Annotated in this window: 22 protein-coding genes and 1 tRNA gene; 8 read left to right on the top strand and 15 right to left on the bottom strand. The window is 58.6% G+C overall.

Annotation, left to right across the window (positions count from 1 at the left end; translation table 11 throughout):
• Window positions 1-138: 138 nt before the first annotated feature.
• Window positions 139-215: transfer RNA gene (locus HMPREF3158_RS10650), tRNA-Met, on the bottom strand.
• Window positions 216-375: 160 nt separating this feature from the next.
• The gene (locus tag HMPREF3158_RS10655) at window positions 376-3342 is read right to left on the bottom strand and encodes a UPF0182 family protein (RefSeq protein ID WP_061921061.1); all 2967 of its coding nucleotides are present in this window, start codon (window positions 3340-3342) and stop codon (window positions 376-378) included.
• A gap of 121 nt (window positions 3343-3463) precedes the next feature.
• Here HMPREF3158_RS10655 and HMPREF3158_RS10660 point away from each other — a divergent pair, with 121 nt between their 5' ends.
• Entirely contained in the window at window positions 3464-4015 is a 552-nt protein-coding gene (locus HMPREF3158_RS10660) for a PPA1309 family protein (RefSeq protein ID WP_061921059.1), read from the top strand.
• 90 nt (window positions 4016-4105) lie between these two features.
• The gene (locus tag HMPREF3158_RS10665) at window positions 4106-4789 is read left to right on the top strand and encodes a beta-N-acetylglucosaminidase (protein WP_235591011.1); all 684 of its coding nucleotides are present in this window, start codon (window positions 4106-4108) and stop codon (window positions 4787-4789) included.
• Here HMPREF3158_RS10665 and HMPREF3158_RS10670 read toward each other — a convergent pair.
• Window positions 4786-5850 carry a YlbL family protein gene (locus tag HMPREF3158_RS10670; RefSeq protein WP_061921055.1) on the bottom strand — a complete coding sequence of 355 codons (1065 nt, stop codon included), beginning with the start codon at window positions 5848-5850 and terminating at the stop codon, window positions 4786-4788. The genes HMPREF3158_RS10665 and HMPREF3158_RS10670 overlap by 4 nt on opposite strands.
• Before the next feature lie 93 nt (window positions 5851-5943).
• Between HMPREF3158_RS10670 and HMPREF3158_RS10675 the strand changes: the two genes are divergently transcribed.
• Complete coding sequence (locus HMPREF3158_RS10675; protein ID WP_062035653.1) at window positions 5944-7320, top strand: zinc-dependent metalloprotease; 1377 nt, start codon at window positions 5944-5946, stop codon at window positions 7318-7320.
• A 45-nt stretch (window positions 7321-7365) separates the two neighbouring features.
• Here HMPREF3158_RS10675 and HMPREF3158_RS10680 read toward each other — a convergent pair whose 3' ends face one another.
• Window positions 7366-7875: a M48 metallopeptidase family protein gene (locus HMPREF3158_RS10680; protein ID WP_062035654.1), complete on the bottom strand. Its 510-nt coding sequence runs from the start codon at window positions 7873-7875 to the stop codon at window positions 7366-7368.
• Window positions 7876-7935: 60 nt separating this feature from the next.
• On the opposite strand from HMPREF3158_RS10680, the gene HMPREF3158_RS10685 reads away from it, so the two are divergent.
• Window positions 7936-8799, top strand: a complete 864-nt coding sequence (locus HMPREF3158_RS10685) for a hypothetical protein (protein WP_062035655.1) — start codon at window positions 7936-7938, stop codon at window positions 8797-8799.
• A 75-nt stretch (window positions 8800-8874) separates the two neighbouring features.
• On the opposite strand, the gene HMPREF3158_RS10690 is transcribed toward HMPREF3158_RS10685, so the two are convergent.
• The 8 genes from HMPREF3158_RS10690 to HMPREF3158_RS10725 all read right to left on the bottom strand — a co-directional run bounded on the left by HMPREF3158_RS10690 (window position 8875) and on the right by HMPREF3158_RS10725 (window position 21266).
• Window positions 8875-10929: an ATP-dependent DNA helicase UvrD2 gene (locus tag HMPREF3158_RS10690; protein ID WP_061921047.1), complete on the bottom strand. Its 2055-nt coding sequence runs from the start codon at window positions 10927-10929 to the stop codon at window positions 8875-8877.
• Window positions 10922-11641, bottom strand: coding sequence for an NAD(+) diphosphatase (locus HMPREF3158_RS10695; protein ID WP_061921045.1), 720 nt, complete (start codon window positions 11639-11641; stop codon window positions 10922-10924). The genes HMPREF3158_RS10690 and HMPREF3158_RS10695 overlap by 8 nt, the downstream gene beginning before the upstream one ends.
• Window positions 11641-12702: a potassium channel family protein gene (locus HMPREF3158_RS10700; protein ID WP_235591010.1), complete on the bottom strand. Its 1062-nt coding sequence runs from the start codon at window positions 12700-12702 to the stop codon at window positions 11641-11643. Before HMPREF3158_RS10700 ends, HMPREF3158_RS10695 begins: the two co-directional genes overlap by 1 nt.
• 156 nt (window positions 12703-12858) lie before the next feature.
• Complete coding sequence (locus tag HMPREF3158_RS10705) at window positions 12859-16068, bottom strand: ATP-dependent helicase (protein WP_070498502.1); 3210 nt, start codon at window positions 16066-16068, stop codon at window positions 12859-12861.
• Window positions 16052-19228 carry an ATP-dependent DNA helicase gene (locus HMPREF3158_RS10710; RefSeq protein WP_246816209.1) on the bottom strand — a complete coding sequence of 1059 codons (3177 nt, stop codon included), beginning with the start codon at window positions 19226-19228 and terminating at the stop codon, window positions 16052-16054. The genes HMPREF3158_RS10705 and HMPREF3158_RS10710 overlap by 17 nt, the downstream gene beginning before the upstream one ends.
• Entirely contained in the window at window positions 19225-20004 is a 780-nt protein-coding gene (locus tag HMPREF3158_RS10715) for a hypothetical protein (protein WP_070432429.1), read from the bottom strand. Before HMPREF3158_RS10715 ends, HMPREF3158_RS10710 begins: the two co-directional genes overlap by 4 nt.
• A gap of 9 nt (window positions 20005-20013) precedes the next feature.
• A complete protein-coding gene (locus HMPREF3158_RS10720; RefSeq protein WP_083291082.1) occupies window positions 20014-20973 on the bottom strand; it encodes a DUF3152 domain-containing protein in 960 nt (319 codons plus the stop codon).
• A 68-nt stretch (window positions 20974-21041) separates the two neighbouring features.
• A complete protein-coding gene (locus HMPREF3158_RS10725; RefSeq protein ID WP_061921035.1) occupies window positions 21042-21266 on the bottom strand; it encodes a DUF3107 domain-containing protein in 225 nt (74 codons plus the stop codon).
• A 76-nt stretch (window positions 21267-21342) separates the two neighbouring features.
• Here HMPREF3158_RS10725 and HMPREF3158_RS10730 point away from each other — a divergent pair, with 76 nt between their 5' ends.
• The gene (locus tag HMPREF3158_RS10730; protein WP_061921033.1) at window positions 21343-22668 is read left to right on the top strand and encodes a DEAD/DEAH box helicase; all 1326 of its coding nucleotides are present in this window, start codon (window positions 21343-21345) and stop codon (window positions 22666-22668) included.
• Complete coding sequence (locus HMPREF3158_RS10735; protein ID WP_070498506.1) at window positions 22665-23903, top strand: Rv3212 family protein; 1239 nt, start codon at window positions 22665-22667, stop codon at window positions 23901-23903. Before HMPREF3158_RS10730 ends, HMPREF3158_RS10735 begins: the two co-directional genes overlap by 4 nt.
• Window positions 23904-23941: 38 nt before the next feature.
• Here HMPREF3158_RS10735 and HMPREF3158_RS10740 read toward each other — a convergent pair whose 3' ends face one another.
• Entirely contained in the window at window positions 23942-24418 is a 477-nt protein-coding gene (locus HMPREF3158_RS10740) for a hypothetical protein (protein WP_061921029.1), read from the bottom strand.
• Window positions 24419-24980: 562 nt separating this feature from the next.
• Between HMPREF3158_RS10740 and HMPREF3158_RS10750 the strand changes: the two genes are divergently transcribed.
• Window positions 24981-25241 carry a WhiB family transcriptional regulator gene (locus HMPREF3158_RS10750; protein WP_061921027.1) on the top strand — a complete coding sequence of 87 codons (261 nt, stop codon included), beginning with the start codon at window positions 24981-24983 and terminating at the stop codon, window positions 25239-25241.
• 115 nt (window positions 25242-25356) lie between these two features.
• Window positions 25357-25431 carry a 50S ribosomal protein bL37 gene (locus tag HMPREF3158_RS13420; protein WP_096030696.1) on the top strand — a complete coding sequence of 25 codons (75 nt, stop codon included), beginning with the start codon at window positions 25357-25359 and terminating at the stop codon, window positions 25429-25431.
• Between the two features lie 109 nt (window positions 25432-25540).
• Here HMPREF3158_RS13420 and rsrA read toward each other — a convergent pair whose 3' ends face one another.
• Window positions 25541-25813: a mycothiol system anti-sigma-R factor gene (gene rsrA, locus HMPREF3158_RS10755; RefSeq protein ID WP_061921025.1), complete on the bottom strand. Its 273-nt coding sequence runs from the start codon at window positions 25811-25813 to the stop codon at window positions 25541-25543.
• Window positions 25813-26415: a sigma-70 family RNA polymerase sigma factor gene (locus HMPREF3158_RS10760; RefSeq protein WP_371326208.1), complete on the bottom strand. Its 603-nt coding sequence runs from the start codon at window positions 26413-26415 to the stop codon at window positions 25813-25815. The genes rsrA and HMPREF3158_RS10760 overlap by 1 nt, the downstream gene beginning before the upstream one ends.
• Window positions 26416-26497: the final 82 nt, after the last annotated feature.

Genomic DNA, 26497 nt, shown 5'->3' on the forward strand with positions numbered 1-26497 from the left:
ACGCCGAACGGACACACATTCTGCTACTTAACCCACAAAAAGCCATCGCTAAAGTCCCGATTTGAGTCCCAGGACGTGCGCCTTAAGAGAAATAACTAAAGCCCCTACCAGTGTTTCTCCTGGTAGGGGCTTGGAAGTTGGTAGCGGGGGCAGGATTCGAACCTACGACCTCTGGGTTATGAGCCCAGCGAGCTACCGAGCTGCTCCACCCCGCGTCGAGATGTACTTCTAAACATCTACGCTTTAACGAGACTGATTATTTTTCATAACCGCTCTCGTCGGCGACCTCTGTAACTATACAGACAGATAGCCACCCACCCAAATCCCCTGGGCAGGTGGCCATTCGCGTTTATCTAGGCAGTATTTTCTACTTGCCTACTTCGACTCGACCTTCTTGTAGGCCTCAACAGCCTGGTCGAGCTCGTCGAGAGCCTTGCCGTATTCCTCGAAGGAACCGTTGCGGGCTTTCTCTACGTTGTCGAGTGCTTTGTTGATGCCGTCAATGGCATCGGCCTCACTAGAGGCCGCCGGTGCCGAGGCAGGAGCCGAAGCCTTGCCCTCATCCTTGGACTTGGAGTCCTCACCGGAGTCCTTCTTCGCGTCAGCTGCACTGCCGTCGCCGTCGATCTCAGTGATGTCCTGCGCGGACTTAGGATCGATGCCCACCTGGTCGAGGGCCTCACCGATAGTCGGGGCATAACCCACGCGACCCTTGTAGGAAACGAGAACGCGTAGCAGCTTCGGGAACGCGGATTCCTGGTCCTTACGCTGCGAGTAAATAGGCTCCATGTAAAGAATCTCGCCGCCGCCTACCGGCAGTGCCAACAGGTTGCCGTAGTTCAGGTCATTCGAGCCTTCCCACAGCGTGCGGTCACGAGCGACCTGGTCGGAAGACATCATGGCGTCCTGCGCCTGCTTCGGGCCCTGGGTCTGAGTATTCGTCGGCAGCACGCGAACGGTGATCTGACCGTAGTTCTCTGGGTCCGAGGACACCGCCATATGCGCGGAGAGGAACTGACGATTCAAACCGCGATAAGAAGTAATCAGCTGGAAGCTTGGCTTCCCGGACTTCGGATCCGCCGCCATGACGTAGTAAGGAGGTTGGTTCAAACCACGTGCCTCGCCGGCGGTTGGGTCTTCTGGCACAGACCAGAAGGCATCGTTATTAAAGAACACGCCTGGGTCGGAAACGTGGTACTTCGCCAACAGATCGCGCTGCACCTTGAACATGTCTTCCGGGTAACGGAAGTGGCCGCGCAGCTCGTCAGAGATTTCCGCTTTCGGCTTGACGACGCCCGGGAATACGCCCTCCCAGGCCTTCAGAACTGGGTCCTGGTCATCAAACTCAAAGAGATCCACGGAGCCGTCATAAGCGTCGACAGTAGCCTTCACAGAGTTGCGGATATAACCCACCTGCTCGTTGATAAGCCGCTGGCTGGTGCCGTTCGGGTTCTGCGTATCCTGCGTGGAATCTGTCAGCGAGGTGCGCTGTGAATAAGGCAGAGACTCAAGCGTTGTATAACCATCCACAATCCACTTGATGCGGCCGTCAATGACGGCTGGGTAGGTGGCAGAATCGGTGGTCAGCCACGGCGCTACCTTTTCCACGCGCTTGCGCGGGTCGCGGTCGTAGAGAATCTTAGATTCGGAGCCCACGCGGTCAGACAGCAGCAGGTTCATCTCCTGGTACTTCAGCGCATACGCGGTGCGGTCCACAATATTGCCGATCTCAACGCCGCCCTTACCGTCATAGGTGTAAGTGGTGGAATCGGTATCGTACTCAACTGGCTTATCACCGGTCTCACCCACTACGGCGTAGTCACGCCCATCGCGTGCGCCGGCAATGACCGGACCATAGTAGGTGCGCGGCTGGTCCACCTTGATTCCCAGGGACTTCTCGGCGTCCTTGGTCTCGCCTTCACCCTCGTGCTGCTTGCCCTGCTGGGTTTGCAGATCGGAGACGGTAAAGATTGGGAATCCGCCGCGGGCAGAGCCGGCGTCGCGCGCAACCTCGTCGACGGTGTTTGCCTGGGCCGCAACAAAGCCGTTTCCGTGGGTATAAACCGTGTGGCGGTTGATCCAGTTCTGCTGGTTTTCCTGCAGCTCATTCGGATCCAGCTCACGTGCGGCAACCACGAAGTCGCGCAGTTCACCGTCCACGGTGTAACGGTCCATCGCCAAGGTCTCTGGGAAACCGTAGAAGTTCTTCAGCTGCTGCATCTGGGTAAAGGTTGGCGCCAAGATATCCGGATCCAACAAGCGCAGGTTCGAAATCGTGGAGGAATCCGAAGCCACCTTAGAATCGGCTACTTCCTCTGCTCCCCAGTTCTCCTCATAGGTAACCTGCTCATCCGTGAGCCCGTAGGAATAGCGGGTGGATTCAATATTGCGAGCGATGTATTCCGCTTCCTTTGCTTGGCGGTTCGGGTTGACGGAAAAGCGCTCCATCAAAAGCGGCCAAGCCTGACCGATGATGACGGAGGAAAGCAGCATCAGCACCACTGCCAGTGCAGGGATGCGCAGATCCTTGATTACCACCGCAGCGAAAATCGCCACTGCTACGACGACGCCGACGACCATCAGAATGATCTTGGCCGGCAGGTAAGCATTGATGTCGGTGTAGGAGCCACCGGTAAACAGCGAGTGCTGGTTGTACAGAAGCTGATAACGATCCAACCAGTAGCCTGCTACCTGCAGCAGCATCCATAGGCCACCGGTTACCGCTAGCTGCACGCGAGCCGGGCGAGAAATGGAACCGCGCACACCGGAGGCACGGTTGCCGATGCGAATGCCGCCCAAAATGTAATGGCTAAACAGCGCCAGCAAGAAACACACCAGAAGCAGCATCGAAAACGCCGAAACGATGATGTTCCACACCGGCAGCTGGAAGGCATAGAATCCCAAGTCCTTGTGGAACTGCGGATCATCAACGCCGAAATCCTGGCCGTTTAAAAAGAGCATGAACTGGCGCCACGAAGCCTGCCCCATCAGGCCTGCCACCACACCGACTAGCAGCGGGATAACCTTTAGGAACACGCCCATGGTCTTTTCGATGGAACGACGGTACTGGTAAACCGGCGAATTCAGATCGTTAAAATCTAAGCTCTCGGGGCGGCCACGCCATGCAACGCGGCCCGCGGCATAAACCACGCCTGCCGATACCACTGCGAAGATGACAAAAAGCACGATTCGCGCTACCAAGGTGGTGGTAAAGACACCACGGTATTCAATTGCGCCGAACCACTTCCAATCTGTATAAAAGCCCACTAACAATGGGCCGATGAACAGTAAGGCGGCAATGATAGCGACCGTCCAGGACAAGCCCCTGGGAGGTCGCTTCATTGGGGCAGCGGGTCGGGAGATACCAGAGGCCAACGCCAGCTCCAATCAAAATCGTGCGAATATAAGCGGTATAGTCTTCCAGCTTAGGGAAGCAATACACAGTTAACGAATAAGGAGTCTCATGAGTTCCCCCGAGCTTTCTCAGCCAGCATTAAACAAAGCCATGCGTGAAGCAGTGGAATTTGTCCACGCTGAGGGCTGGGAGGCACCCCCTACCCTTTTCGCTCTGGTGCCGACTTCTTTGGTCGCGGACCAGCTGGCAGAGCTCAATGAGGAAGACGCTTCCCCGCTGACCCTTATCGTGCAGGACAATATCCCGGAAAACATCGAACCCGGCTCCGAGCAGCTAGCCGATTATGTCTCCCGCGTGGTCTGGCCACACGAGATCGCCGGCGTCATCTTGGCCCAAGAGATTAAATTCCGCGACACCTCTGCTGAGGCTGGCCAGAGCGCAGACTCTAGCCCGCGTCCTGCACGCCTTTTCTCCGGTGTGCTGCGTGAGGAAGGCGTCGAACTGACCCTGCTGCAGGTGCGCCCAACCGAGGAAGAACTGGAAGCAGCCGGCCCGTTTGCACAAGACGATATCCAGCTGCGCGGCGGCCCAGACGTGGCACCGGGTGTCATCGCCGCATTGCGCTACGGGCTCGAACAAGATCCCGATGAACTCGACTAAACTGAGGCACTAAGTGTCTTAGACCCAAATTTCTCTACACCTGAAGTCTCAATGCTTTCTTTTGAACTCACAGCTTTGAAGGAGTACCTCGTGCGAAATTCCTTGTCCGCCCGCACCGCCTGCGTAGCAGCTGGACTGTTTGCTGCAAGTTGCTCCCTCGCGGCATGTGGGGACGGCCAGGAGGCTAGCCAGCCCGCACCGGCTGCTCCTGTAGCTACCAGCCAGAAGGCTGAAACCCCGGCCCCGAAGACGTCGGCAAGCACCGCTACTACCACTTCTTCTGAGCAATCCTCGGCCGAGGCCACCACCTCCGAGGAAACAGAATCTGGCGCGAGCGAGCCGGCAAGCGAGTCCGCCTCCGCTTCTGCGACTGCTGCCAATGGCGAAAAGAAGGGCAACGGAAAGCTCTCCAAGCAGGTAGAAGAAGCCTACGAGACCTTCGAAACCCTTGTTCCGGTGGAGATCTTCCAGCAGTTCGACCGCTGTGATCCCAACGGTGTCGCAGATTCTTATAACTGCTCCGGCTCGGAAATCGGCCAGTTCCAGTTCTTCAAGAACAAGTCCAAGGCCGCCCAAACCACGCAGGTGCTCACCGAGCTGCGCAGCTCCCGCGTGGTCAAGGATGAAGGCGACCGCGTCGTCGGCTGGTCCATGCTGGGCAACACCGCCATCTTGACGGTGGTGGATAACAAGGACGGTCTCGTGATGCAGCAGATGATCTCAACCGACCAAGACGATCCCGAAGAGCGTCTTAAAGAGCTCGGTCTTATCTAATTGCAGGTCTGAACCTGCTTGCCGTGGGCGAAGTCATCCATCGCCTTAATGGCATCGTCCAGGGTCTCCACCTTGGCAACAACCATGTCGCCGGTGTCGCGGCTCGTGGCCTCCGCGCAGTTGTCTGCGGGTGCTAGGAAGAGCTCGGCGCCGGCTTCTTTCGAAGCGGCGACCTTGTGCACGATTCCGCCGATGGGACCCACCGTGCCGTCTTCGCTGATGGTGCCGGTACCGGCAACGAACTTGCCGCCGTTGAGCTCGCCATCAGAAAGCTTGTCGATTACCGCGAGGGTAAACATCATGCCCGCGGACGGCCCGCCGATGTCCTGCAGGTTGTAATCAACCTGGATATCTTCCTTAGGCTTCGAGGTCATCGAAATGCCCATCAGCGCCACCGAATCATCGTGTGGATGCGCCGCCAGCGTGACCTTTTCTTGCAGCTTCTTGCCACCGCGTTCAATGCCGAGTTCAACCTCATCGCCGGGCTTCTTCGCGCGGACCATGTCCTGCACCTGCCCCGGCTGCGTTACCTTCTCACCATCAACGGAGGTAATAACGTCATCTGCACGCACGACCCCCGCGGCAGGTGCATCCTCTAGAACCTGCGCCACCACGATCTTCACTGGCACGTCGAGATAATTCATCGCAGCGACCGTCGCAGCCGACTCCGACTGTGTGAAGGCCTGCTCGTTCGACTCGTTTACCTCTTCATCCGTCTGCCCCTGCGGGATGACGGTATCGATTGGTACCAGAGTGTCATCAGTCATGATCCAGCGCCCCAAGGCTTGCGTCAGCGTCATGTTGGTGCGCACAGACACGGTGGTCATATTGAGCTGACCGGAAGTCTCATAGGTCTTTGGCGCTTTCACGTCCACGACCTCAGTGCCATCAACCTCGCTGAGCGTATCCACGGTTGGGCCAGGCCCCTCGGCCGCATAAGGCACGGTTAAAGCAATATCCGTGCCAGGGATGCGATCGATGCTCAAGGCACCACCCAGCACGATGACCGGGATAGCGCCCCAAACGAGCGTGCGGAGGCGTCGATTTTCTGGTGAATTCACGAGGAATTAGCCTACAACGTTTTCATCCTTGTTCGCTGACAGCGTTGCGCGAGCGATGGAAACAGCCCACCACCAGCCGGTACATTGGAGCGCATGAGCAACGGATTCGGTTTTTCTTTTCCCAACAATGATGACGGTGACGACGATAACTCGCGCCGCGACCAGAACCCGTTTGGCGCCTTCGGCTTCGGCGGCAGCGCCGCGGGCGGTGGTCTAGGAGACCTTCTTAATCAGTTCGGCCAGATGCTTTCTGGCATGGGCTCCTCAATGAACTCTCCTGAGGGCTCCGGCCCGGTCAACTATGAGATGGCCCAGCGCATCGCGCACCAGCAGATTTCCAACGACAAGGAAATCAGCAGTGCCGATAGCAATGCGGTAGCAGAAGCCGTACGCCTAGCGGAGCTTTGGCTTGACGACGCCACCGAATTGCCCACCGCTTCCGGCAGCGTCAAAGCGTGGAACTCCAGCGAGTGGCTCGAAGCAACGATGCCAATGTGGAAGCGCTTGGTTACCCCAGTTGCCGAGCACATGAACAATGCGCAGCTGGAGTCAATGCCGGAAGAAGCCCGCGAGATGATGGGTCCGATGGCAAACATGATGAATCAGATGTCCGGTATGAACTTTGGCATGCAGTTGGGCCGCGCACTTGGTGACCTTGCCACCCAGGCACTTACCGGCTCCGACTTTGGTATTCCGGTCTCCCCTGCCGGTAGCACCGCGCTTTTGCCACACAACATCCAAAAGATCGCGCGCGATCTCAATGTGCCGGGCCAGGAAATTCTGGTCTATATTGGCGCCCGCGAGGCCGCCCGCCAGCGCCTGTTCAAGCACGTTCCGTGGCTGGTTGAGCGCTTGGTTTCCTCCGTCGAGGAGTACGCAATTGGCCTTGTCATCGACACTTCCCACATCGAGGAAGCAACCCGCGAGCTCAACCTCGAATCCGGTGACCCACAAGCCATCCAGGATGCGATGAGCAAGCTGCAGGGCATGGATCTGACCCCGCGCATCACCTCCCGCAATGCCGGTGCTGTCTCCCGCCTGGAAACCTTGCTCGCGCTCGTTGAGGGCTGGGTTGATCAGGTAGTAAACGATGCACTGGGAGATCGCATCCCGTCCACCTCCACCATGAACGAGGCGTGGGCGCATCGCCGTGCCACCGGCGGATCCGCAGAAAAGGCCATTTCCAAGGTCGTCGGCATCGAGTTATCTGCGCCGAAGGTCGACGCTGCTGCCGAGCTGTGGCGTCGTGCGACGGTCGCCGTGGGCGTTGACAAGCGCGACAAGGCTTGGGACCACCCAGACTTCCTTCCTACGGCAGAGCACCTCGATAACCCGGCCGCCTTCATCGACAGCTTGCTCGACGATGCCACCGATTCCGGTTTCGAGGAAGAATTCGCAAAGCTTGAAGAAATGCTGCGCGAGCAGGATGAAAACGGCGATTCCAATAACTCCGGTGAAGACAAGGAATAGCGCCTAGGGCCACTGCCTATCTACCCCGTTGCCATTAGAGGCCTATCAGCCAAAGCGCTGGTAGGCCTCTAAGTATCCCTTGGCCCGCTCCGCTTTCGGCGCGCGGTCAGCCCACTGCCAAAATTCCGGCCCGTGCCCGGGGATGAAGGTATGAGTCAGCTCATGGATGACGACAGAATCAAGGACATACTCTGGTACGTCCTTGAGGCGATCGGTGATGCGAATGTCGCCGGTAGAGGTAGTGCAGCTGCCCCACCGTGTGTTTTGATTGCCCACCCAACGAATTGAGCCGATCTTCGCTCGCCCGTCGAGGAAGTTTTTGTTGAGCTGGACGGCACGCTCGTGCAGATCAGCATCAGAGCGCCGCGTCGAGGTGTGCTTGCGCGCTACCTTCGCCTGCATGTCGGCCACGGCTTTGGCCTCCTCTTTCGCCGACATCCAGGAAGGAATCCGGACTTCTAAGACGCCGTCGACAAGCCGTGCTTGCACCGTCCGCTTGCGCTTTGCAGAACGGATAACGCGCACGGCGACACCTGAGTTCTCATTACTCGACATGACAGGTCATTGTACTTGTGCTGGAATGGGAGCAACGAGCGTGGCTTTAGGGGGAAAAGCATGCCAGTTGCATCGCAAGAGCAATCAACGACTGCCTACATGTTGGCGCCGGGGGTAAGCATTCTGGAGCGCGAGCCCGGCGTCATTCAGTTCGGCATGGACGCCACTCGCGTGGGGGTGGTCGAGGTGGAAAGCGAAATTATCGCTTCCCTGTCTCGCCTCCACCAGCCCATTACGCGCGATAGTATTCAGCGGCTCCTCACCCGCGCCGGCATGGAGGAAACCGCTGCGAGCTCGCTGATTGAGGATCTCATTTGTTACAACATTTTGTGGCCGGAGCCTGCGCGAAGCTGCGTGGTTGTGCTGGGCAAAAGCCCGCTTGCCGAGGCCATACGGGCAGCCGCCAGCCAGGATGGATTCGTGCTGCGTAACCAGCTAGAACAAGAAAATACCTACTCGTATATCAAGGCTGTCAGCCCGCATTTTCCGGTGGTAGCGGTGGATTTCCTTGATAAGCCGGTGGAACTGGCTGAAACACTGCGCAAGTGCAAGGGCGACTTTTTACCTGTGTCGATGTTTGATGCCCGTGGTGTAATTGGCCCTCTGCGAACCGCCGGCCGCGGGCCGTGTCCCATGTGCTCGCATCTGCACCGAATCGACGGCGATGAGCAGTGGCACAACGTCGTCACCCAGCTGGATACGGCAGATGCTAAGGCCGACGAGGTCATTATCAAAGCAGTTGCCATGCAAACCATGATCTTTTTAAGACGGCTTGCAGGCCGCCCCAGCCCACCTGGTGCAAAAAGTAGCCGCGTCATGCAAGGCGAGTTACTGGAAGTAGACCCTTACGGCCACAACCAATACCGCCTAGTCCTCGAGCATCCGAAGTGCCCCTACTGTTTTGAAAAGTCCCAGCGGCGCTAAGCGCTAGCATCGTGGCGCTTCCCTGCGGCATCTGACTAAAAATGCAGGTCTGAGTTTGCTGCCCTGAATACTTGCTCAGCTGCGCAGCGTGGAGATGATCTGCAGAACTTCCGCACCATAGCGCTCAAGCTTGGAGGGGCCGACGCCGGAGATTTCGAGCAGCTCGCCTTCGTCAGCCGGGAGAGCCTCAGAGATTGCTTGCAGAGTGGCATCGGAGAAGATGACGTAGGCCGGAACTTTGGCATCGCGGGCGGTGTTCGCACGCCAAGCGCGCAAAGCAGAGAACACTTCTTCGTCGCCCTCGTAATCGCAGTACTCGTGGCGTCCCAAGACCTTTTCAGCCGGGCTGCTCAACGGCGCTGCACATACCCGGCACTTGCGCTCGCGATAGCGCCTACCGCTACCAGCGCTTTCTTCGATTCCCGGCACCAAGCCGTCAAGGAAGCGGGTGCGTTCACGGGAGGCCCGAGAACCAGTGGTTTTTGCCAAAGCCCAAGACAAAGCGAGGTGCTCGCGGGCGCGGGTGATTCCGACGTAGAACAGGCGGCGTTCTTCTTCCACCTGCTCGTCACCTGCCTTGATGGCGTAGTTGATAGGTAGCAGCTTCTCCGTCAGGCCCACCAAGAACACGGCGTCCCACTCCAAGCCCTTGGCCGCGTGGATGGTCGCCAGCGTGACGCCTTCCATCGTGGGGTTCTGCTTATTTTCAGAACGGCGATGCAGCTCTCCCAGCACTCCGCTCAAATCAATGCCTTCATGGTCTTGGACAATTTGCTCGATGAGATCTACGAGGGCATTCAGCGACTGCCAACGCTCACGTGCCTTGGCACCCTGCGGCTCGCTAGGCGTAAGCCCCAATTCAACGAAAGCAGCACGAGCGATGGCGACGGGATCCGCTGGCAAGTCTTCACGGCGGGTAGCCGCAATGAGCACGCGGATTGCTTCCAGGATTTCCGGGCGGCGAAAGAAGCCCTCGCCACCGCGGACTTGGTAGACAATGCCGGCGTCGGCAAGCGCCTGCTCAAACTGCTCGGACTGGGCGTTGATGCGGTAGAGCACCGCGATCTCAGAGGCTTTAACGCCCTTGTTGAGCAGAGTCAGGATTTGGCCCGCGACTTCCTTTGCCTCGATCTCTTCGGATTCAAAAGCCTTGAACGTCGGCTCTGGGCCGGGCTCGCGCATACCCTGCAGCTCCAAGCGTGTACCGGCAGCGCGGCCAGATGCCTTCGCGATGACGCGGTTGGCCAAGTCCGTTACCTGCGGGGTGGAACGGTAGTCACGCTGCAGCTTCACGATTGTGGCGTTGGGGTAGGTGCGCGAAAAGTTCAGCAGATAGTCCGGCGAGGCACCGTTGAAGGAGTAAATCGTCTGGTTAGCATCGCCGACCACAGTGAGGTCATCGCGCTCCCCCAGCCACGCATCTAGAACCCGCTGCTGCAGCGGGGTAACGTCCTGGTACTCATCCACCACGAAGGTGCGGTACTGCTCACGGAAGACCTCTGCCACGGAAGGGACATTCTCAATGGCGCCAGCGATGTGCATGAGCAGGTCATCAAAGTCCAAGAACATGCGGTCCGGAGTGGACTTGAGCTGCTCATAGCGGCGGAATACCTCCGCGACCTTGGCAGGTTCAGCAGGCGCTTCGCGGTCTGTCGTGGCGATTACCTCCGGATAGGAATCTGGCCCAACCAGCGAGGACTTAGCCCACTCGATCTCGCTGAGATAATCCCTGATGGAGTCCTTCGAATTATCGAGATTCAGCGAGCGCACCGCACGGGCAACGAGGGAGAACTTGTTATCGACGAGCTCCCACGGCAAATCACCTGCCACCTGCGGCCAAAAATAGCGCAGCTGACGCCGCGCCGCCGCGTGGAAAGTCAGCGCCTGGACACCGCCGACTCCCATGTGGTTGAGGCGGTCACGCATCTCGCCCGCAGCACGGGTAGTAAAGGTAACCGCCAGGATGCGCTGCGGGCTAGCGAAACCTTGGTCCACCATGTTGGCGATGCGATAAGTAACCGTACGGGTCTTACCGGTGCCCGCGCCCGCCAGGATGCACACCGGCCCACGCGGGGCGGTGGCTGCTGCAAGCTGGTCCTCGTCCAATAGGGACAAATCCGGCCTATTCACCGTGGTACCACTCCATAATCATCGTGTGTGCAATCGAGCCCTTGCGGGCAATGTTTAAATCCGGCAGCTCAGCGCGTGAAACCCAGCGGATTTCTTCGAGCTCGCCATCAGTATCGCAAACAGCCTGGACATCATCCGTGACCGCACTAAAGCCCATCATCAACGAGCCACTAGGCGGCCAAGGCTGCGAGCCCCAATAGCGCACTTCGTGCACGCGCCTGCCGGTCTCCTCCAACGCTTCCCGCGCGAAAGCTTCTTCCAGGCTCTCCCCCGGTTCGACGTAGCCCGCGATGAGCGAGAAAAAGCTATTGCGCACGCGGTTGCGAGCCAGAAGGATCTTATCCGTGCCTGCCAAGTAGATAATGCCGATGACTGCGGGGTTGATCCGCGGAAAGACCATGCGGCGTGGGTCTTGGAGCGAGCGCCCGACGACGCCCGGTTCTGGGAAGTACAGTTCATCACCCGTACGCGCATCAAAACGCGTCTCCCGGCGATTGCGAACTAAATGGATGGCCTTGAGGATGTCAGGGTTTTCTGCGAAGAAGGCAGCGTCACGGAGCGTTCCCAGCTTCGTAGCGGATTGATCGGGGATAGAAAACGCCTGAACGGCCCCTACCTCAACGAGGATGGGGCCGCTGGGCTCCGCGACCAAGACCGGCGCACCCGTGTCATCGACCGGCACTCGGTTGCTCTCGGTGACAGGAAGAAACACTAGTCTTCTTCGTCCTCTTCTTCAGTTGCCTGCTCCATCTCGTGCTTGATGTAAAGGAGGCGATCACCGGGCTTGAGGGAGTAAGCATCCGCGGTATCCACGCGGTGCAGTTCGTTGTTACGCAGCACTGCCAGCACGATGTCTGCGAGGTGACGTGGGTTGGAGCCCACCTCGAACTCGCGGACCGCACGTTCGGAGACGGAAAAGCCCTCGTTTGGGGAGAGGAGATCCTCCATCATTTCCACTACCGTCGGCGTTACGGTGGCAAGGCCCAGCAGGCGTCCGGCAGTCTCCGCGGAGGTAACCACGGAATCGGCACCCGATTGGCGCAGCAGGTGGCGGTTCTCAGACTCACGCACCGAAGCGACAATCTTTGCCTTCGGGTTCAGCTCGCGCACCGAGAGAGTACACAGAACGGCGGTATCGTCCGTGGACGGAGTCACGACAACAGACGCCGCATTCTCGACGCCCGCGATGCGCAGGACATCTTGCTTAGTGCCGGAACCGAAGATGGTGACCAGGCCGTGGTGTTCAGCGTTCGCGAGCGAGGCACGGTTGGTGTCGATGACCACGATCTGGGAGGCCGGGACGTCGTCAGCCAGCAAAGCAGCGACGGCGCCCGCGCCCTTGGTGCCGTAACCAATAACAACAGTGTGGTTGCGCAATTGCTTTCTCCAATTCTGGATTTCGAATGTACGACGTGCTTTATCTGTAAGCACTGACAGCGTCGCGCCGACCAACAAAACAAGGAAGATCAGGCGGGCTGGCGTAACTATGAGCAGGTTGACGAAGCGGGCTTGCGGGGTCACCGGGACGATATCGCCATAGCCCACTGTGGTGAGAGAGACTGCGGCGTAGTAGGCAGCATCGAGAAACGACAGGTTTTCGCTGTAGCCATCACCGTCGAAGTAAACGACGACGGTGACGAAGACAAGCAGCGCGAATGCCCACAGGACGCGGCTGCCCAGCTGCTTCCACGGACTGTCATTGTCAGCACGCGGAACCGTGATCACATCAATGAGCGCGTGATCAGGCTGCGACGTCAGCTCAATCTGCGGCATGAAGCGCGCCTTAAAGCGACGGCTTATGCGTTGCGCACGTTGTTTCGGCACTGGACTTTGGTCTTCCTCTAGCTTCGATTTTTATGGCTTTAGCAGCACGCGTTAACGCGAGCATAGGCAAAATGGGACCCGCGTTTTACGAACCGGCTAAATACCTTAACCCGCAGAAGCAGAAACTGACGATTCAAGAAGCTCTACCAGCCGCTTTCCAGTGGGCAAATCCCGCGGTTCGAAGAGATAGCCGTCATGGACATAGAAGAATGCCGCGCGTACGTCTTCGGTGCTATGCACGCGCCGCCATGCCTCAGCATAGACCGCCAGCTGGATCTCTGCCGCGCGCATATCCGCGCCTTTAGGCGGGCGGCCAGTTTTCCAGTCCACGATAAACCAGGTGCCGTCTGCTTCGCGGAAGACTGCGTCCATGCGTCCGCGTACTACCGAATCACCGATGGTGATTTCAAAAGGCGCCTCAACGTATTCCGGGGTGCGCTGCGCCCATTCGGAGAAAAGGAATGCCTCCTTCAATGCTTCCAAGTCCTGCTCAGGCTGTTCATCGGAGCCGGGCAGTTCATCCTCCGACAACAGAGCCGGCGAACCAAACCTATCTTCCAGCCAAGCGTGGAAAGCGGTACCGCGTTTGGCGTATGCATTCGGCTTAAAAGGAATGGGACGTCGTTGGCGCCGCGCGAACTGAATGGGGTCTGAACTGAGCGAGACCATGTCGGAAGCTGTCAGCTCGGTTGGAAGCTCTACGTCCACGACGGGTGCTTGCAATGCCGCGTATTCCTCGATCAAAGCACCGGCTTCTTGTTCCCAAAGCTCAAAGGTTTCTCCTGCGCGCAACTCCGGAAGTTTGTCCATGGCCTCCAGCACAGTCTCCGCTGCCTTCACAGCATGCGAGCTAGCTTCCAGCGATGGGAAAGTGCCCTCGAGCATTACCTCGTGCGCGGCAGCCTCCTCGGGGCTAGCAGGCACGTCCCAATGCTGAACCAAGTCAGGATGCTTTGCACGCAGCAGTTCTAGGTATTCGTAGGGCCCCTTCTTCGACTTATTTTGGACCTTGTTGGTTCCAGAACCCGTAATCGTCAGCGTGGACTCGGTGCGGGTCATCGCAACGTAGAACAGGCGCGCGCTTTCCTCGCGCTGGTTCTGGCGCACGCTTTCCTTATAGGCCTCGCATGCCTTGCCGAATTCCGAACGCTTTGTGGCATCAGGGTCCAGCTCGATGACGTCTTCGTCACCGGGGACCTTCTCCACGAAGGTGAGGAAGGTTTCGGCTTGGCCCTTGTAGCTCGTGGAGTCAGCGTGGAGCACACAGACGTGCTTCCACTCCAGGCCTTTGGATTTGTGCACGGTCATGATTTGCACGCGCCCGGCTACAGCGGGAACTTCGCCGGGAGTAAGGCCGTCTTCGCGTTCGCGTGCCATCGAGAGATAGTCCAGCAATGCGGAAAGGGAATCGCCGTGGAAATCAGCGACGACGTCGGCAAAAGCGTCCAGGTGCGTGGTGCCGCCCAACGTGCCGCTGGCTAGGACCTCGGTGCGGATATTAAAGAGTGCTTCGATGTCGGCGAAGAGATCCGATAAAGACTTAGACAGCGAGTAGGTACGCAGGTGGCGCAGTTTCGAAGAAAGCTCCTCCATGCGCACCAACCCCGACGCGCTATAGCGTTCGCGCTCGCCAAGGTCTGCCAAAGCATCGGCCAGGCCCAAAATTTGTCCGGTGCCTTCTTCAGTCAGCTCCGCTAGTTGGGCGGCGAGATGCTCGACTGGGTCGCCGCCCTCCCAACGCAACCGTCCTGATGCCGCTGCATCGCCGCCGGCAAGGTTGCGTTGACGTGCCAATAGCTGCTGCAGATCCTTTACGCCTAGCCCGCACATGGGCCCGGTGAGCACGCGCAGTGCGGCGTTGGTGTCCTGCGGACGGACGAGGATGGTGGCAACGGCAATGAGATCTTGAATCTCCGGCTGCCAGAGCAAGCCGCCTAGGCCGACGATTTCATTCGGCACGCCTGCGTCATCTAGGGCTTGTGCGATAAGGGGCGATTGCTTATTCGTTCGCACAAGCACCGCCGCGCTGAAATCGTTTGGGTCCTCGTATCGCTCATAAAGGCTCTTGAGATGCTGGGCGATGTGTTCATGCTCCTCGCGCTCAGAGGCAAAATACCCCAGCTCGATATCGCCTTCCGGCGCGCCATCGCGCGGCTGCAGCTCATCAACAGGCCGTGGGCCAGCGGACTCGGAAAAGAGCTTGGCCGCGACGTCGTTTGCCAGTTCCAAAGCACGCTGTGGGTTGCGCCAGGATGTGGTCAGCTGGTCCTTCGGCGCGGGTGAGCCATCTTCCTGAGGGAAATCCTCTACGAAGGCAGCAAGATTTTCTGCCGTGGCGCCACGCCAACCGTAGATAGATTGCATTGGATCGCCCACGGCCGTTACGGATACGCCTGGGCGCACGCCGCCGAACAGGGAACGAAGAAGCACGCGCTGTGCATGGGAGGTGTCCTGGTACTCATCGAGCATCACCACGTTGAAACGCTGGCTTTGCTGCTCGCCTACTGCGGGATGGCTCTGGGCCAGCTTGGCGGCGATTGCCATTTGCTCGCCAAAGGTGATGACGCCACGGGCCGCTTGTTCTTCCTTCAGGGCCTCAACGAGTGGAAGATACTCCACACGCAGCTGCTGGCGGTCTAGGTACCGTTGCACATCCTTGTTGAATTCCGGGCCGTTTTTACGGGTCTTTTCTAGGTCATAAGCGGTGGCAGTGAAGATCCGGGCATGCTCCCGGATATCGGCCGGATCCATCAACGCGTTATCGATGGATTGTGCAAGCTTGAGCAGGGTCTCAGTAACCGTCGCCACCGACTGGGACGCAGATAACTTGCCGCCGTAATTAAGCACGACATCGTGCGCGATGGCGAAGCGTTCTGCATCTGTAATAATCCGCGCGCTTGGCTCAACCGGCATGAGCAGGCCATATTCCCGTACCAAATCCCCCGCGTAGGAGTCATACGTGGCGACCTTCGGCGCAATGTTTTCCAGTGCTTCCGCCGCTGCAGAATCCGGCGCGACGATGCGGGAATCTCGCAACTTCATCAATTGCTTACGGATGCGCTGCTCAAGCTGCTGAGCTGCCTTGCGGGTAAAGGTTAGACCCAAGACGTTTTCTGGGCGCACCATGCCATTGGCCACGAGGTAGACCACACGCGAGGCCATGGTTTCCGTCTTGCCAGCGCCCGCGCCGGCGACGACCAGCTTCGGACCGAGCGGGCCCTCGATGACCTTGCTCTGTTCGTCCGTCGGCGGGAAAGGCTTATCCAAAGCAGCAGCAAGTTGCTGGGGGCTTAATAGTTTAGTCTGCGAGCTCATCAGAGACCTGCTTTCCTTCTGCTTGGATGGGACAAATGGACCGGATTGCGCAGCGCCCACAGGACTCATTTTCCCGGGCGGTCAAGTGCTGACTGGAAAGTTCAGCTACCAGCGCGGGCAGCTTCCCAGCGAATTCTTCTAGTTCTTCCGGCGGCACAGCAGCTTGGTCACGGCTGGTGATGGACTTTTGATCAGTGCCTGGATAAACCAGCACGCCGCCACCGCGAGCCATACCCTCACCCGTGCGGATTACAGGACCGTGTGCTCTGTCTTCGTTAGCGTCGCACAGCTGACCATGTGCCAAGGCCAGCTGATAGGTCTTTAGCTGCGCATTGTCTTTGGCTTCCTCACGAGACGGCGCGCTGCTGCCCGTCTTGAGGTCAACCACCATGTAGTCTTCGCCTGCTTTAACCAGGCGGTCCATATAGCCTGCCACCTTAATTCCCGGCATGACCTCCACGGAGACCGGAACCTCCACACCAATCAGCTCGAAGTTAGAAGCAGTGTCCTGGGCCCACTGATGCGTGCGCTCAAGCAGGCGCTCAAAGTCCGCGAGCTCGGAGTCTCGCTTCCAGCTGGGCGCATTAAGGATGAGGCCAAAAGCATCCTTGACCATCTTTTTGCCAAGTTCTGGATCCACGCCGCGGCCCAGCGCCTCAAGATATGCATGCGCCATGGTGCCGCGCAGCAACGCCAGCGGCGTCTCTTCTTCCTCGCTCAAGTTTCCAAGTACTGCATTGAGCGGACAACGCAAGAGCGCCTCCACGCGGGATGGCGAGACACGGCCAGTGGGCGTGCCAGAGTCTTCCGTTTCTTCCGCTACCGCCACCGAGCGTGCAGCCCACCATTGCTCAGGATGGGCTCCGGGCACTCCGGCCTTGGCAAGCCGTGCGAGCTGACGTGCCGCCTGACTGCGCTCGGCCTCCCCGCTTTCAGGATCCATGACCACACGACGCAATTGGGCTACGAAAGAAGGCACCGAAAGCACCGCTACCTCGAGCGGGTCAATTTCCCGCTCACCGCGCGCTGATACCGGTTCGGGTTCGGCCACTTGCAGGCCCAACTCTTGCGGCAAACGCACCGCGCGCAGGCGCTTATTTGCTTCCCGGCGTTCGACTGCACCGGGCACGTCCACACTGCCCTGCCGCGCAAACTCACTAATAAAGCGCGACGGCTCTTCGGGCACGTCAGCATCGGGCGCATCGACCGCGGCGAGCAACAAACGCGCACGATGGCGGGTCGTGGCCACGTGGAACAAGCGGCGTTCCTCCCTCAAGCGGCTTGCCACATGGCTTACCGGCGTGCCCGGGGTAATCGACCGATCCAGCAGATCAATTAGCGCTTCCTGCTCAAAGATCGATCCCGTCTCACCGAGGGAAGGCCAAGCACCTTCCTGAGCGCCAGCGATGACCACGGTGTCCCATTCCCGGCCCACCGCACCGTGCGCAGTAATCACCTCTACCGCCTGCGGGATGGCGCTGCGGCGGTCACGCACGCCGGTGGGCAATTCTTGTTCTTCGATGTGCCGCAGGAAGGAATCGAGCGAAGCTCCGGGACGGCGCTCAGAGTAGTCACCTGCAGCATCAAAAAGCGCCATCATGGCATCCAGGTCGCGGTCTGCCTGCGAGCCGGTTGCACCACCGCGCAACGCAGCCGCCTGCAAACGAGCATCGAGCCCAGTGGCATTCCAGACCTCCCACAGGATTTCCTCGATAGAGGCTTGCGCATCAATGGCAGCGCGGCCTGCCTGCACAATCGCGCGGATGCGCTCCAAGATGGTTTCTTCGCGCTCGGTCAAAACCCCCGCGAAATCCGGCAACTGCCCTTCCAAAAGCCCACGCAGCGAATCAATGCCGCGCGCTTGTGGCGCCCACCGCCGCAGGCCACGAATCAGGCGGCGCAAGGTTACAGGATCCGCTCCGCCCACAGGCCCGGTAACTAGGTCTTCGAGTTCCGCATTGCTGAGTTCATGTTCGAGCGCCCGTAATGCCAAAAGTACCGACTTGACCAGCCTTTGCTCGGCCAAGATTACGTCCGTGGGGTTGATATGAACCGGCACACCTGCGGCTAGCAGCGTGCGGCGAATCTGGCCGATATCTCCGCTAGAGCGGACGATGACGGCGATATCGCGCCAGTCGACGCCGTCTTCCAAGTGCCGGCGGCGCACCGCATCGGCCACCACATCACGCAAGGTCGAGCGCGAGTCCACGATGCTGATGCAGGCAGGCGCTGGACGACGCTGCGGTTCATCCAGCACCAGCTCATGCTCTGCGGGAAAAGAAGTCAAGAACTCCGAATTGGCACCGCGGAAAGCAAAGACCGCTTGGTCAGGGTCACCTGCTACTACGGTCAGTTCCGCCCCACGCGAGAGCTTTTCCACAAGCAATCCGGAGGTTGGATCAAGCAGTTGGGCATCGTCGACGATGATGGTGTGCCACGGGTGGTTTTCGGTAGCGCTAGAGCGCAGCAGTACCTCGTTGACTAACTCCGCCGCCGAATAAGAGTGCAGGCCGGCTAGCTGTTGGGTGCGCTCATATTCCAGCAGGAATTCACCCGCCGCAGTCCACATCGGCCGGTCATACTTCTTCCCCAACTCCATAAGCTCATCGGGACCTTGGCCGCGCTCGATAGCGCGCAAGAGAAGGTCGCGCAATTGGCGCGCGAAACCCACGAAGGTCAGTGCCGGCCGTACCTCCGCCGGCCAGCTGCCTCGATGTTCTTCGGCTTGGCCCTCGAGTAGTTCACGGATGACGGCGTCCTGCTCCGCGCCGGTGATAAGGCGGATCTCCTCGTCCGCTGCCTTACGCAACAGCGCAAAGGCCAGCGAGTGCACGGAGCGCACCATGGAGGCCTGCGCCGCGTAATCCTCAAGGTGTTCTGCCAATTCACGGCGCAGGATGGCGCCAGATTCCTTGGAGGTGGAAACAACCAGAATGCCCGAAGGATCAGCGCCGCTGCGCAGCTTTTCCAAAACCGCATCAATCAGCAGGCTGGAAACGCCGGCACCGGCCGAGCCTAAAACGCGCCAGGTACCTTTTTGCGGCAGCGGAAAATCCCAAGTGCGCGTGCTGTAATTGGCATGGCGCGGCACGAGGCGCACTTGAGGGGAAGGCGGCAGAACGACGCCTACACGGGCAGTAGAACGGGGATCGTAACTCACCCGTTTAGTATTTCAGATGCCCTGGACACCAGCAGAGCTTCGACCCTTTCAATATTCGAACGCGTGGTTGACTTCGAAGCGGGATGCAAGTTATTGACGTAGCGGCGATAAGCTGAGGCACGCAACAACAACTGCGGCATACCTGGCACGTGTCCAAAGCGCGAACAAATTCCATCATCCACAGACTCGGCTACCAGGCCGTCGACAATAACGAGTGCCGCGCTCCAGCCCAGTGGGCGGGGGGCAGCGGAAGGGACGACGTCGACAAGCGCCGGCGGATTCGCCCCAGAGTAAACGGTCGTGCCCAACACGTCCACGTGCGCGATGCCCACGGGGAGGCTATCAGTTAGCTCCGCCGAATAGGCCTCCCCTGTCTCCGCCCAAGCGGCACGCTCGGCGCGAGCGAAAACGTCGTCACGCTGGCCAACATTCGGCATAGGAAATGTAGAAAGCGCCGCGTCCAAGCGCAAGGCCATCTGTGCGGTTTCATCGATGCGCCCACGCAGCTGCCCTGGAACATACTGATTGGCCTTCCAGCCCGCAGCTGTAAAACGGGCATCCGTGCTAAGGACCGGCCGCACCACGCGCGCGCCTTCTACGGCGAGCTTCTCACGGACCTTGGCGGACCATCCGGAAAGCTCGTTGGCGCGGGCGAAGACAACGTCACCTACCTTGATGCCGTGATCCCACTCCGGCCCCAGAACCTCACTTTGGACCTTGCGGAGATTGGCGCCAGCGTGAAATGCATTCAGCACGTGCTCTGGAGGAAGCAACATTTAGTTCTCCTATTCCGGCTTATGCGGATCTTTAACCCGCGGGTTTGGATACGGCCATGGATTCGGCTCGCAGGTTACATCCTCGTTGGGATAGACTTCTTTGGAGTCTTTTTCATAGAGCTCAGCGTTGTTCAAGCTAAGCGTCTGCTGCATCATGACCGGCGCAAGCTTCCCCTTGCCGCCACACGCCTGGTGGGAGGCATAGCCAATGGCATGGCCAAACTCGTGGTTGATGAGGTACTGGCGGTAATTGCCCAAGTCACCTTCGAATGGCAGCGCCCCGCGCACCCAGCGGGACTCGTTGAGATTGACCGTGGACTCACCAGTGATTCCGGTGTGGCAGGAAGTCTCCGTTTCCAGCTGCGCGCCGCAGAGCTCAGCGGTGGTTTCCAGGGAGGTCAAGCGAATACGCGTATCCGGATTTTCATCGGCCTTTACGTGGGCGAATTCGAAGTCACCGGTAGCCGTCCAACCGCGTGGATCCCCCAGCGTTGCATCGACCATGGCAGCAAAGGCGGAGTCGCCTCCGTACGGGGTCGTGTCGACGCCGTTTTCAATCTCTACCGAGTAACGAACCTTCTTCTTGCCGCCCTTACCCGCATGCGCGCCGGCAGTACCCGCATCGCGGTAAGTATCGTCGCCCTTTTCCGAGAAATCACCGCCGACGGGTAGCCCGTCCTTCGCCACAGCAATGCGGCTGGCCTTGGCGGGATCGGGGCCTACTCGGTCTTCTTCGGTGGTAGCCGCCGCTTCTCTGCCAGAAGCTACGGTGGCCTTTTCTTCTTGTACTTCTTGCACGGGACGTGCGACGTCGACAAGCACCCACACGGTCAGCACCACCATCACTGGGATCGCAACAACGCGCCACCAACCATAAGCCTGTGCAAACCTGACGATCCACGGATCTTGGCCAGGCTTGCGGTGCGGGTGACGTGGGGCGCGTTGCGAACTATCCACAGGGCTTTTCATGAGGAAATAGATTACCCGTTGCGCCCTTTTTGAGGGCAATTCCTCGCTTGGGCGCAAACCTCATGGGCTTAAGCGCCTGCAAAACCGACGGCATGGGTCTTAGCGACGCCGATTTCTGCATAGACCACACGGTCAGTGCGGACGATGTACTTGCGGCCCTTGGTATCTTCCAGCTCCAAGGTAGCGTTATCTGCCAATGCGGAATTGACCTTGGCTACCAGCTCTTCCTGGGTGCCCTCTGCGTGAATGACAAGCTCACGGGCGGTGTCTGCGAAACCAATCTTGATATCCATGAAAAGGTCTCCTCCTTAAAAGTTTAATTTAAAGTCTCAATGGCCCCACTATAGCCGTACCGGCTACTATCAAGTTGTGTCATTTCAACAGTCTGAGCCCTCGCAATCACCTACCTTTGCGTCCCTCGGCGTCGCAGCAGAGATCGTAGATGCCCTGGCCAGCCGCGGAATTGAGCGCACGTTCGCCATTCAGGAACTGACTCTTCCGATCGCGCTCGGCGGACAAGACCTCATCGGCCAAGCCCGCACTGGCATGGGAAAGACGCTCGGCTTCGGCATTCCAGTTCTAGATCGCGTGTTTGACGACGCCGATATTAAAGAACTAGACGGCACCCCTCGCGCCCTCATCGTGGTTCCTACTCGCGAGCTTGCGGTCCAAGTCGGCGAAGATCTTTCGGCTGCTGCTCGCAATCTCCCAGTCCGCCTTGCCACTTTGTACGGCGGGCGCCCTTATGAAGAGCAGATCAAGATGCTCAACAAGGGCGTCGATGTTGTCGTAGGTACCCCGGGCCGCCTTTTGGATCTGGTTCAGCAAGGCCACTTGAGCCTCGAGCACGTGGCAATCCTCGTGCTCGACGAGGCCGACGAGATGCTTGATCTGGGATTCTTGCCAGATATTGAAAAGATTCTGGAAGCTCTCCACGGCAATGCGCACCAAACCATGCTGTTTTCTGCCACCATGCCTGGCCCCATTTTGACCTTGGCACGTACTTTCATGTCGCGGCCTATCCATATCCGCGCCGAATCCGGCGACGAGAACCAAACCCATGCTTCTACCCGCAAGGTGACCTTCCAGGCTCACCGCATGGACAAGTTGGCGATTGTCTCCCGCGCGCTGCAGGCGGAAGGCCGCGGCAAGACCATCATCTTCGCCCGTACCAAGCGCTCTGCAGCGGAAGTTGCAGACGAACTAGCCCAGCGCGGGTTCCGAGTCGGCGCAGTGCACGGTGACTTGGGCCAAGCAGCGCGTGAAAAGTCCCTCAACGCATTCCGCGAGGGCAAGGTGGAAGTCCTCGTCGCCACCGACGTTGCCGCACGCGGTATCGACGTCGACGATGTCACCCACGTCATCAACTATCAGGTTCCAGATGACCCAATGACCTTTGTCCACCGCATTGGCCGCACGGGCCGCGCAGGCCATACCGGCACCGCAATCACCTTGGTGGGCTACGACGAGCTGGGTAAATGGCGCCTTATCAACGACGAACTCGACCTCAACGAAGCAGAACCGCCGCAGTGGTTTAGCACCTCCCCCGAGCTTGCCGAGGCCCTCGGTTTTGAAGAGGGCATTGCCGAGTCCGTCGGCCCCGCGACTAAGGTAATCGGCACAACCCGTCTGCGCAAAAAGCCTTCGCCACGCAATTCCACCCGTACCCGCCGTTCCAGGAGCCGCCGTCGATGAGCAAGACCCCAATCCTTCGCGCGAGCGCGACTGACTGGAAGTTGACCGGCGCCATCGCTGCGGTGTGTGCGATCGCTGTAGGAGGAGCCTACTTTAGCGCCGATATCCGCGACTCTGAGCTGGTTCCGGCAAGCCATGCCATGCCTGACGACGTCGAGGTGCTCGCCGAACCCCCGGTCAAGCTTGCCGAATCCTTCCGCTTGCCCAATACGCCCGTGCCGGGCCAATACCGCGCGCTTTCTGCAAAGGGGCTGACCATCACGCACGAGGGCGAAACAATTACCGCCTCTGACCCGAATGGCAATCCGGTATGGCACTACACGCGTGCGGGTTTAGACTTGTGTTCCCTGGGCACTGCTTGGGGCAAGGTAGTTGCCACCTACCGCACCGGCGTGGGCTGTGGCGATACCGTGGCCATTGATGCGGCGACGGGACAGTACTCGGATACGCGCAGCGCTATCAATTCCGAAGATGTCGTGGCCATTGCCTCCAATGACCGAGTTGGCACCGTTTCTACTGAACGCGTAGACATTTGGCGCTCGGACATGGTGCGCACCATCGAATACGGCGATGTTAAGGCCAAGCAAGAGCCGGATATGCAGGAACACGAGGAGTGTTCCATCACCTCGGCTCTAACGCGCACTGAAAACCTCGCCGTTACTGAGTCCTGCCCAGAGAATCCAAACGTTACGTCGCTGCGCCTGATGGGCGCCACCCCGGAGGATTCGCGTAAGCCGGAGATTTCCGCCGATGTCACCATGGATAATCAAGGCTCGAGGCTAATTGCAGTGGGCCAAAAGGCCGCGGCGGTCTATCAGCCCGGCGAGACCCCGCGCATCGATTCCTATTCTGAAACCGGCGAAAAGACTTCCTCGCAACCGGTTGCGTCATCCCCAGAGGTTAATAACTCTTCGACGCCCTTCGCACCGGCTACAGCGGATCTTCCCCACCACATGTCTTGGTTTGATGGCCAGCGCCTCTATTTGTTTACTCCGACTACGCTCAAGGTGGACCACGTCCTTGAAGACGCAATCGGAACCGGCGTGGCAGTAGGAGATCGCCTGCTTATGCCAACCGATGAGGGAATCGCAGTGGTCAACTGGAGCACCGGTGAAACCGAACGCAGCATCCCCGTCGACCGCGGCGACTACGAGGGCCCCGTCTTCCTCACGCAGTCTGGCACCACCATCGTGGAGCAACGCAGCGACACCGCAGTAGGCCTTAGCGCGCTTTAAAGCGCTGCCCGCACAATCGCCGCTGCCAGCGGCCCTAGCTAACCACGAAAGTTGGCCTCGGCCCACTTCGCGGAGTCCGGCACGACCATCACGAAGTACAGCGCGGCAAGAGCGCTGGCAAGAGTAATAGCACCCAGCACCGCAGCGCCGCCGCTATACATCTGGAAAGAGCTCGCGGCAAGGATGATCTCGACGAGGACCACTGCTCCCCTGCCCCAGCGCTTCCCCTTTACAAAGGCAAGGGCACCGATAATCACAAAGCCGAACACGATGAAGATGAAGACAGCGGTGCCGAAACCAACGAAGTTGGAAGCGCCTGCCTCAGAGACCATCGAAGCGTTCTCAGCACCCTTCAATTCACGGATAATGAGGAAGAGTCCGAAGGCAATAACAGCCACGGACTGCACGATGGCAATGCCCGCAGCAATCAGCACCGAGCGCGGCGCGCCCGAATTCGCCGCGGCGCTTTTTTCAAACTTTTTGGCAGTGTTCTTCTTCGAATTCTTCTCAGTCACGCGCCACAGTCTACTCACCCGCATCGAGCATGAGACGCATTGTCATACCGTTACGACGCGCTGATTTGATAACGCGTGGGAACAAGTACTGCTAAGAACGTGTCCTGAACTTTCGACGCGGATGCGCATCGGGGGCATCTGTCCAGGAGTAGATTTGACGGAATCCAAGTCACCGCACTCACCTAAGAGAACCCAAAGTGACAGGTAAACAAGTTATTGCCAGCTTTCTTGCAGGAAGAACGGCGCCATTTTTCGCCTTTCACTTGCATGAAATTCAGTGAGCTTTGCCACAATTTGCCCCCTACCCCTAGCGAGATGGAGGTAAACATGTCATGATTCTCAAGTAGCAAAAACAACGGGCTGTTTAAGCAGTCCAAAACTTGGAAAAACATCCAAGTGAACACAAAGTGAATCATGGCGGCGCCGACGCTGGCCCTAACTCGAGACAGGGCCCCACTGAGCGCAGACCGGTTCACTCCCACCCCCGTTAATTGCTGTAGTCCGCATTTGTGGGCCACAGAGACCTGTCATGCTGTCTAAATTTTGTTAGGAGATTTCAATCATGGACTGGCGCCACGAAGCTGTTTGCCGCGACGAAGACCCAGAGCTGTTCTTCCCAGTAGGTAACTCCGGCCCTGCACTTACCCAGATCGCAAAGGCCAAGCTAGTTTGCAACCGCTGCCCAGTTTCCTCCGCTTGCCTGAAGTGGGCACTGGAGTCCGGCCAGGATGCCGGAGTCTGGGGCGGTATGTCTGAGGAAGAGCGCCGCGCTCTCAAGCGCCGCCGCAACCGCGGCCGCGGCCGCGCACGCGTTACCGTTTAAAATTCACTCCCCCAATTCTCTGCTAGCCTAACCCGATTTCCCCACCGGCTGATCCAGCCACTAAAGTCAGTGGGTAAGTAATTTATCCGCTCACCTATTAGCAAGGAGGCCGCCCATGTCTAAGCGTGGTCGTAAGCGCAAGGATCGCCGTAAGAAGAGTGCAAATCACGGCAAGCGTCCTAGCGCATAAATAAGCAGCACGACAAAGGCTCGCTCTCCCTTCATTGAAGGAAGGCGAGCCTTTTGCTGTATCTAAAATAAGCTGCTGAATCGACCTTTGGATTATCTACCTCTGGATTTTAGTTCCAGCGAACCTCGGTATGAGTTATTTCGATGGTGATGCGCTGACGCAGCGACTGTGGCGCTTTGGTGCCAGAACAACACTTGCGAACGAGCGCACGAACCACTTCTTCGCTTTCAAGCCGTGCTTGGCATTCGTCGCACTGTGCAATATGCTCGCGGATTTCTAGCGCACGCGCATAGCTTGTGCGCTCATCCAAAAGCTCGCAAAACAGTGCCTGGACCTCAGGAGAATTACATGCGCCGCAATTGTTCCCTGTCGCGTTGCTCATTACTTCTCCTCCATGTCTGGGTGGTTGAGACCGATGCCTTCTTCTCTAGCCACGTCTTTCAACGCGCCACGAAGGAGTTTTCTTCCACGGTGTAGCCGGCTCATGACCGTGCCAAGTGGAGTGTCCATAATTTCTGCGATTTCTTTGTACGCCAGGCCTACGACGTCGGCGTAATAGACAACCATGCGATAATCCTCCGGCAAATCATTCATTGCCTCGGAGATCGCGGAATCCGGCATCAACTTCAATGCTTCGACTTCGGCCGATTCCAGGCCGGTCGAATCATGACCGGCAGTTGTATAGAGCTGAAAATCGCTCAGATCATCTGCTGAAGATTCCGCCGGGCGGCGCTTCGCCTTGCGATAGGAGTTGATGTAGGTATTGGTCATGATTCGGTAGAGCCAGGCTTTGAGGTTGGTGCCTTGCTTGAAGGAGCCGAAATTCTTATAAGCCTTCAGATAGGTCTCTTGAATCAAGTCTTCGGCGTCCTGCGGGTTGCGCGTAAGACGCATGGCTCCACCGTAGAGTTGGTCGAGTAAAGGCAGTGCTTGCTCCTCAAAGAGGCGCTGACTGTCCTTAGCGCTAGTAGTTTTTGTAGCCACGTATCCCATCCTAATGGGTTGGCATGACGCGGCTACTAAAATGCGGCTTATGCTGAGAGCGGCTTGTTGGTAGGGGTGTTGC

The organism is Corynebacterium sp. HMSC06G04 (genome assembly GCF_001807365.1).
Classification (GTDB): domain Bacteria; phylum Actinomycetota; class Actinomycetes; order Mycobacteriales; family Mycobacteriaceae; genus Corynebacterium; species Corynebacterium simulans.

Coding starts and splice junctions, on each gene's coding strand:
- HMPREF3158_RS10700 (WP_235591010.1), bottom strand. CDS start 12,702: ATGCCGCAGATTGAGCTGACGTCGCAGCCTGATCACGCGCTCATTGAT.
- HMPREF3158_RS10655 (WP_061921061.1), bottom strand. CDS start 3,342: ATGAAGCGACCTCCCAGGGGCTTGTCCTGGACGGTCGCTATCATTGCC.
- rsrA (WP_061921025.1), bottom strand. CDS start 25,813: ATGAGCAACGCGACAGGGAACAATTGCGGCGCATGTAATTCTCCTGAG.
- HMPREF3158_RS10735 (WP_070498506.1), top strand. CDS start 22,665: ATGAGCAAGACCCCAATCCTTCGCGCGAGCGCGACTGACTGGAAGTTG.
- HMPREF3158_RS10660 (WP_061921059.1), top strand. CDS start 3,464: ATGAGTTCCCCCGAGCTTTCTCAGCCAGCATTAAACAAAGCCATGCGT.
- HMPREF3158_RS10685 (WP_062035655.1), top strand. CDS start 7,936: ATGCCAGTTGCATCGCAAGAGCAATCAACGACTGCCTACATGTTGGCG.
- HMPREF3158_RS10725 (WP_061921035.1), bottom strand. CDS start 21,266: ATGGATATCAAGATTGGTTTCGCAGACACCGCCCGTGAGCTTGTCATT.
- HMPREF3158_RS10680 (WP_062035654.1), bottom strand. CDS start 7,875: ATGTCGAGTAATGAGAACTCAGGTGTCGCCGTGCGCGTTATCCGTTCT.
- HMPREF3158_RS10720 (WP_083291082.1), bottom strand. CDS start 20,973: ATGAAAAGCCCTGTGGATAGTTCGCAACGCGCCCCACGTCACCCGCAC.
- HMPREF3158_RS10705 (WP_070498502.1), bottom strand. CDS start 16,068: ATGAGCTCGCAGACTAAACTATTAAGCCCCCAGCAACTTGCTGCTGCT.
- HMPREF3158_RS10675 (WP_062035653.1), top strand. CDS start 5,944: ATGAGCAACGGATTCGGTTTTTCTTTTCCCAACAATGATGACGGTGAC.
- HMPREF3158_RS10715 (WP_070432429.1), bottom strand. CDS start 20,004: ATGTTGCTTCCTCCAGAGCACGTGCTGAATGCATTTCACGCTGGCGCC.
- HMPREF3158_RS10750 (WP_061921027.1), top strand. CDS start 24,981: ATGGACTGGCGCCACGAAGCTGTTTGCCGCGACGAAGACCCAGAGCTG.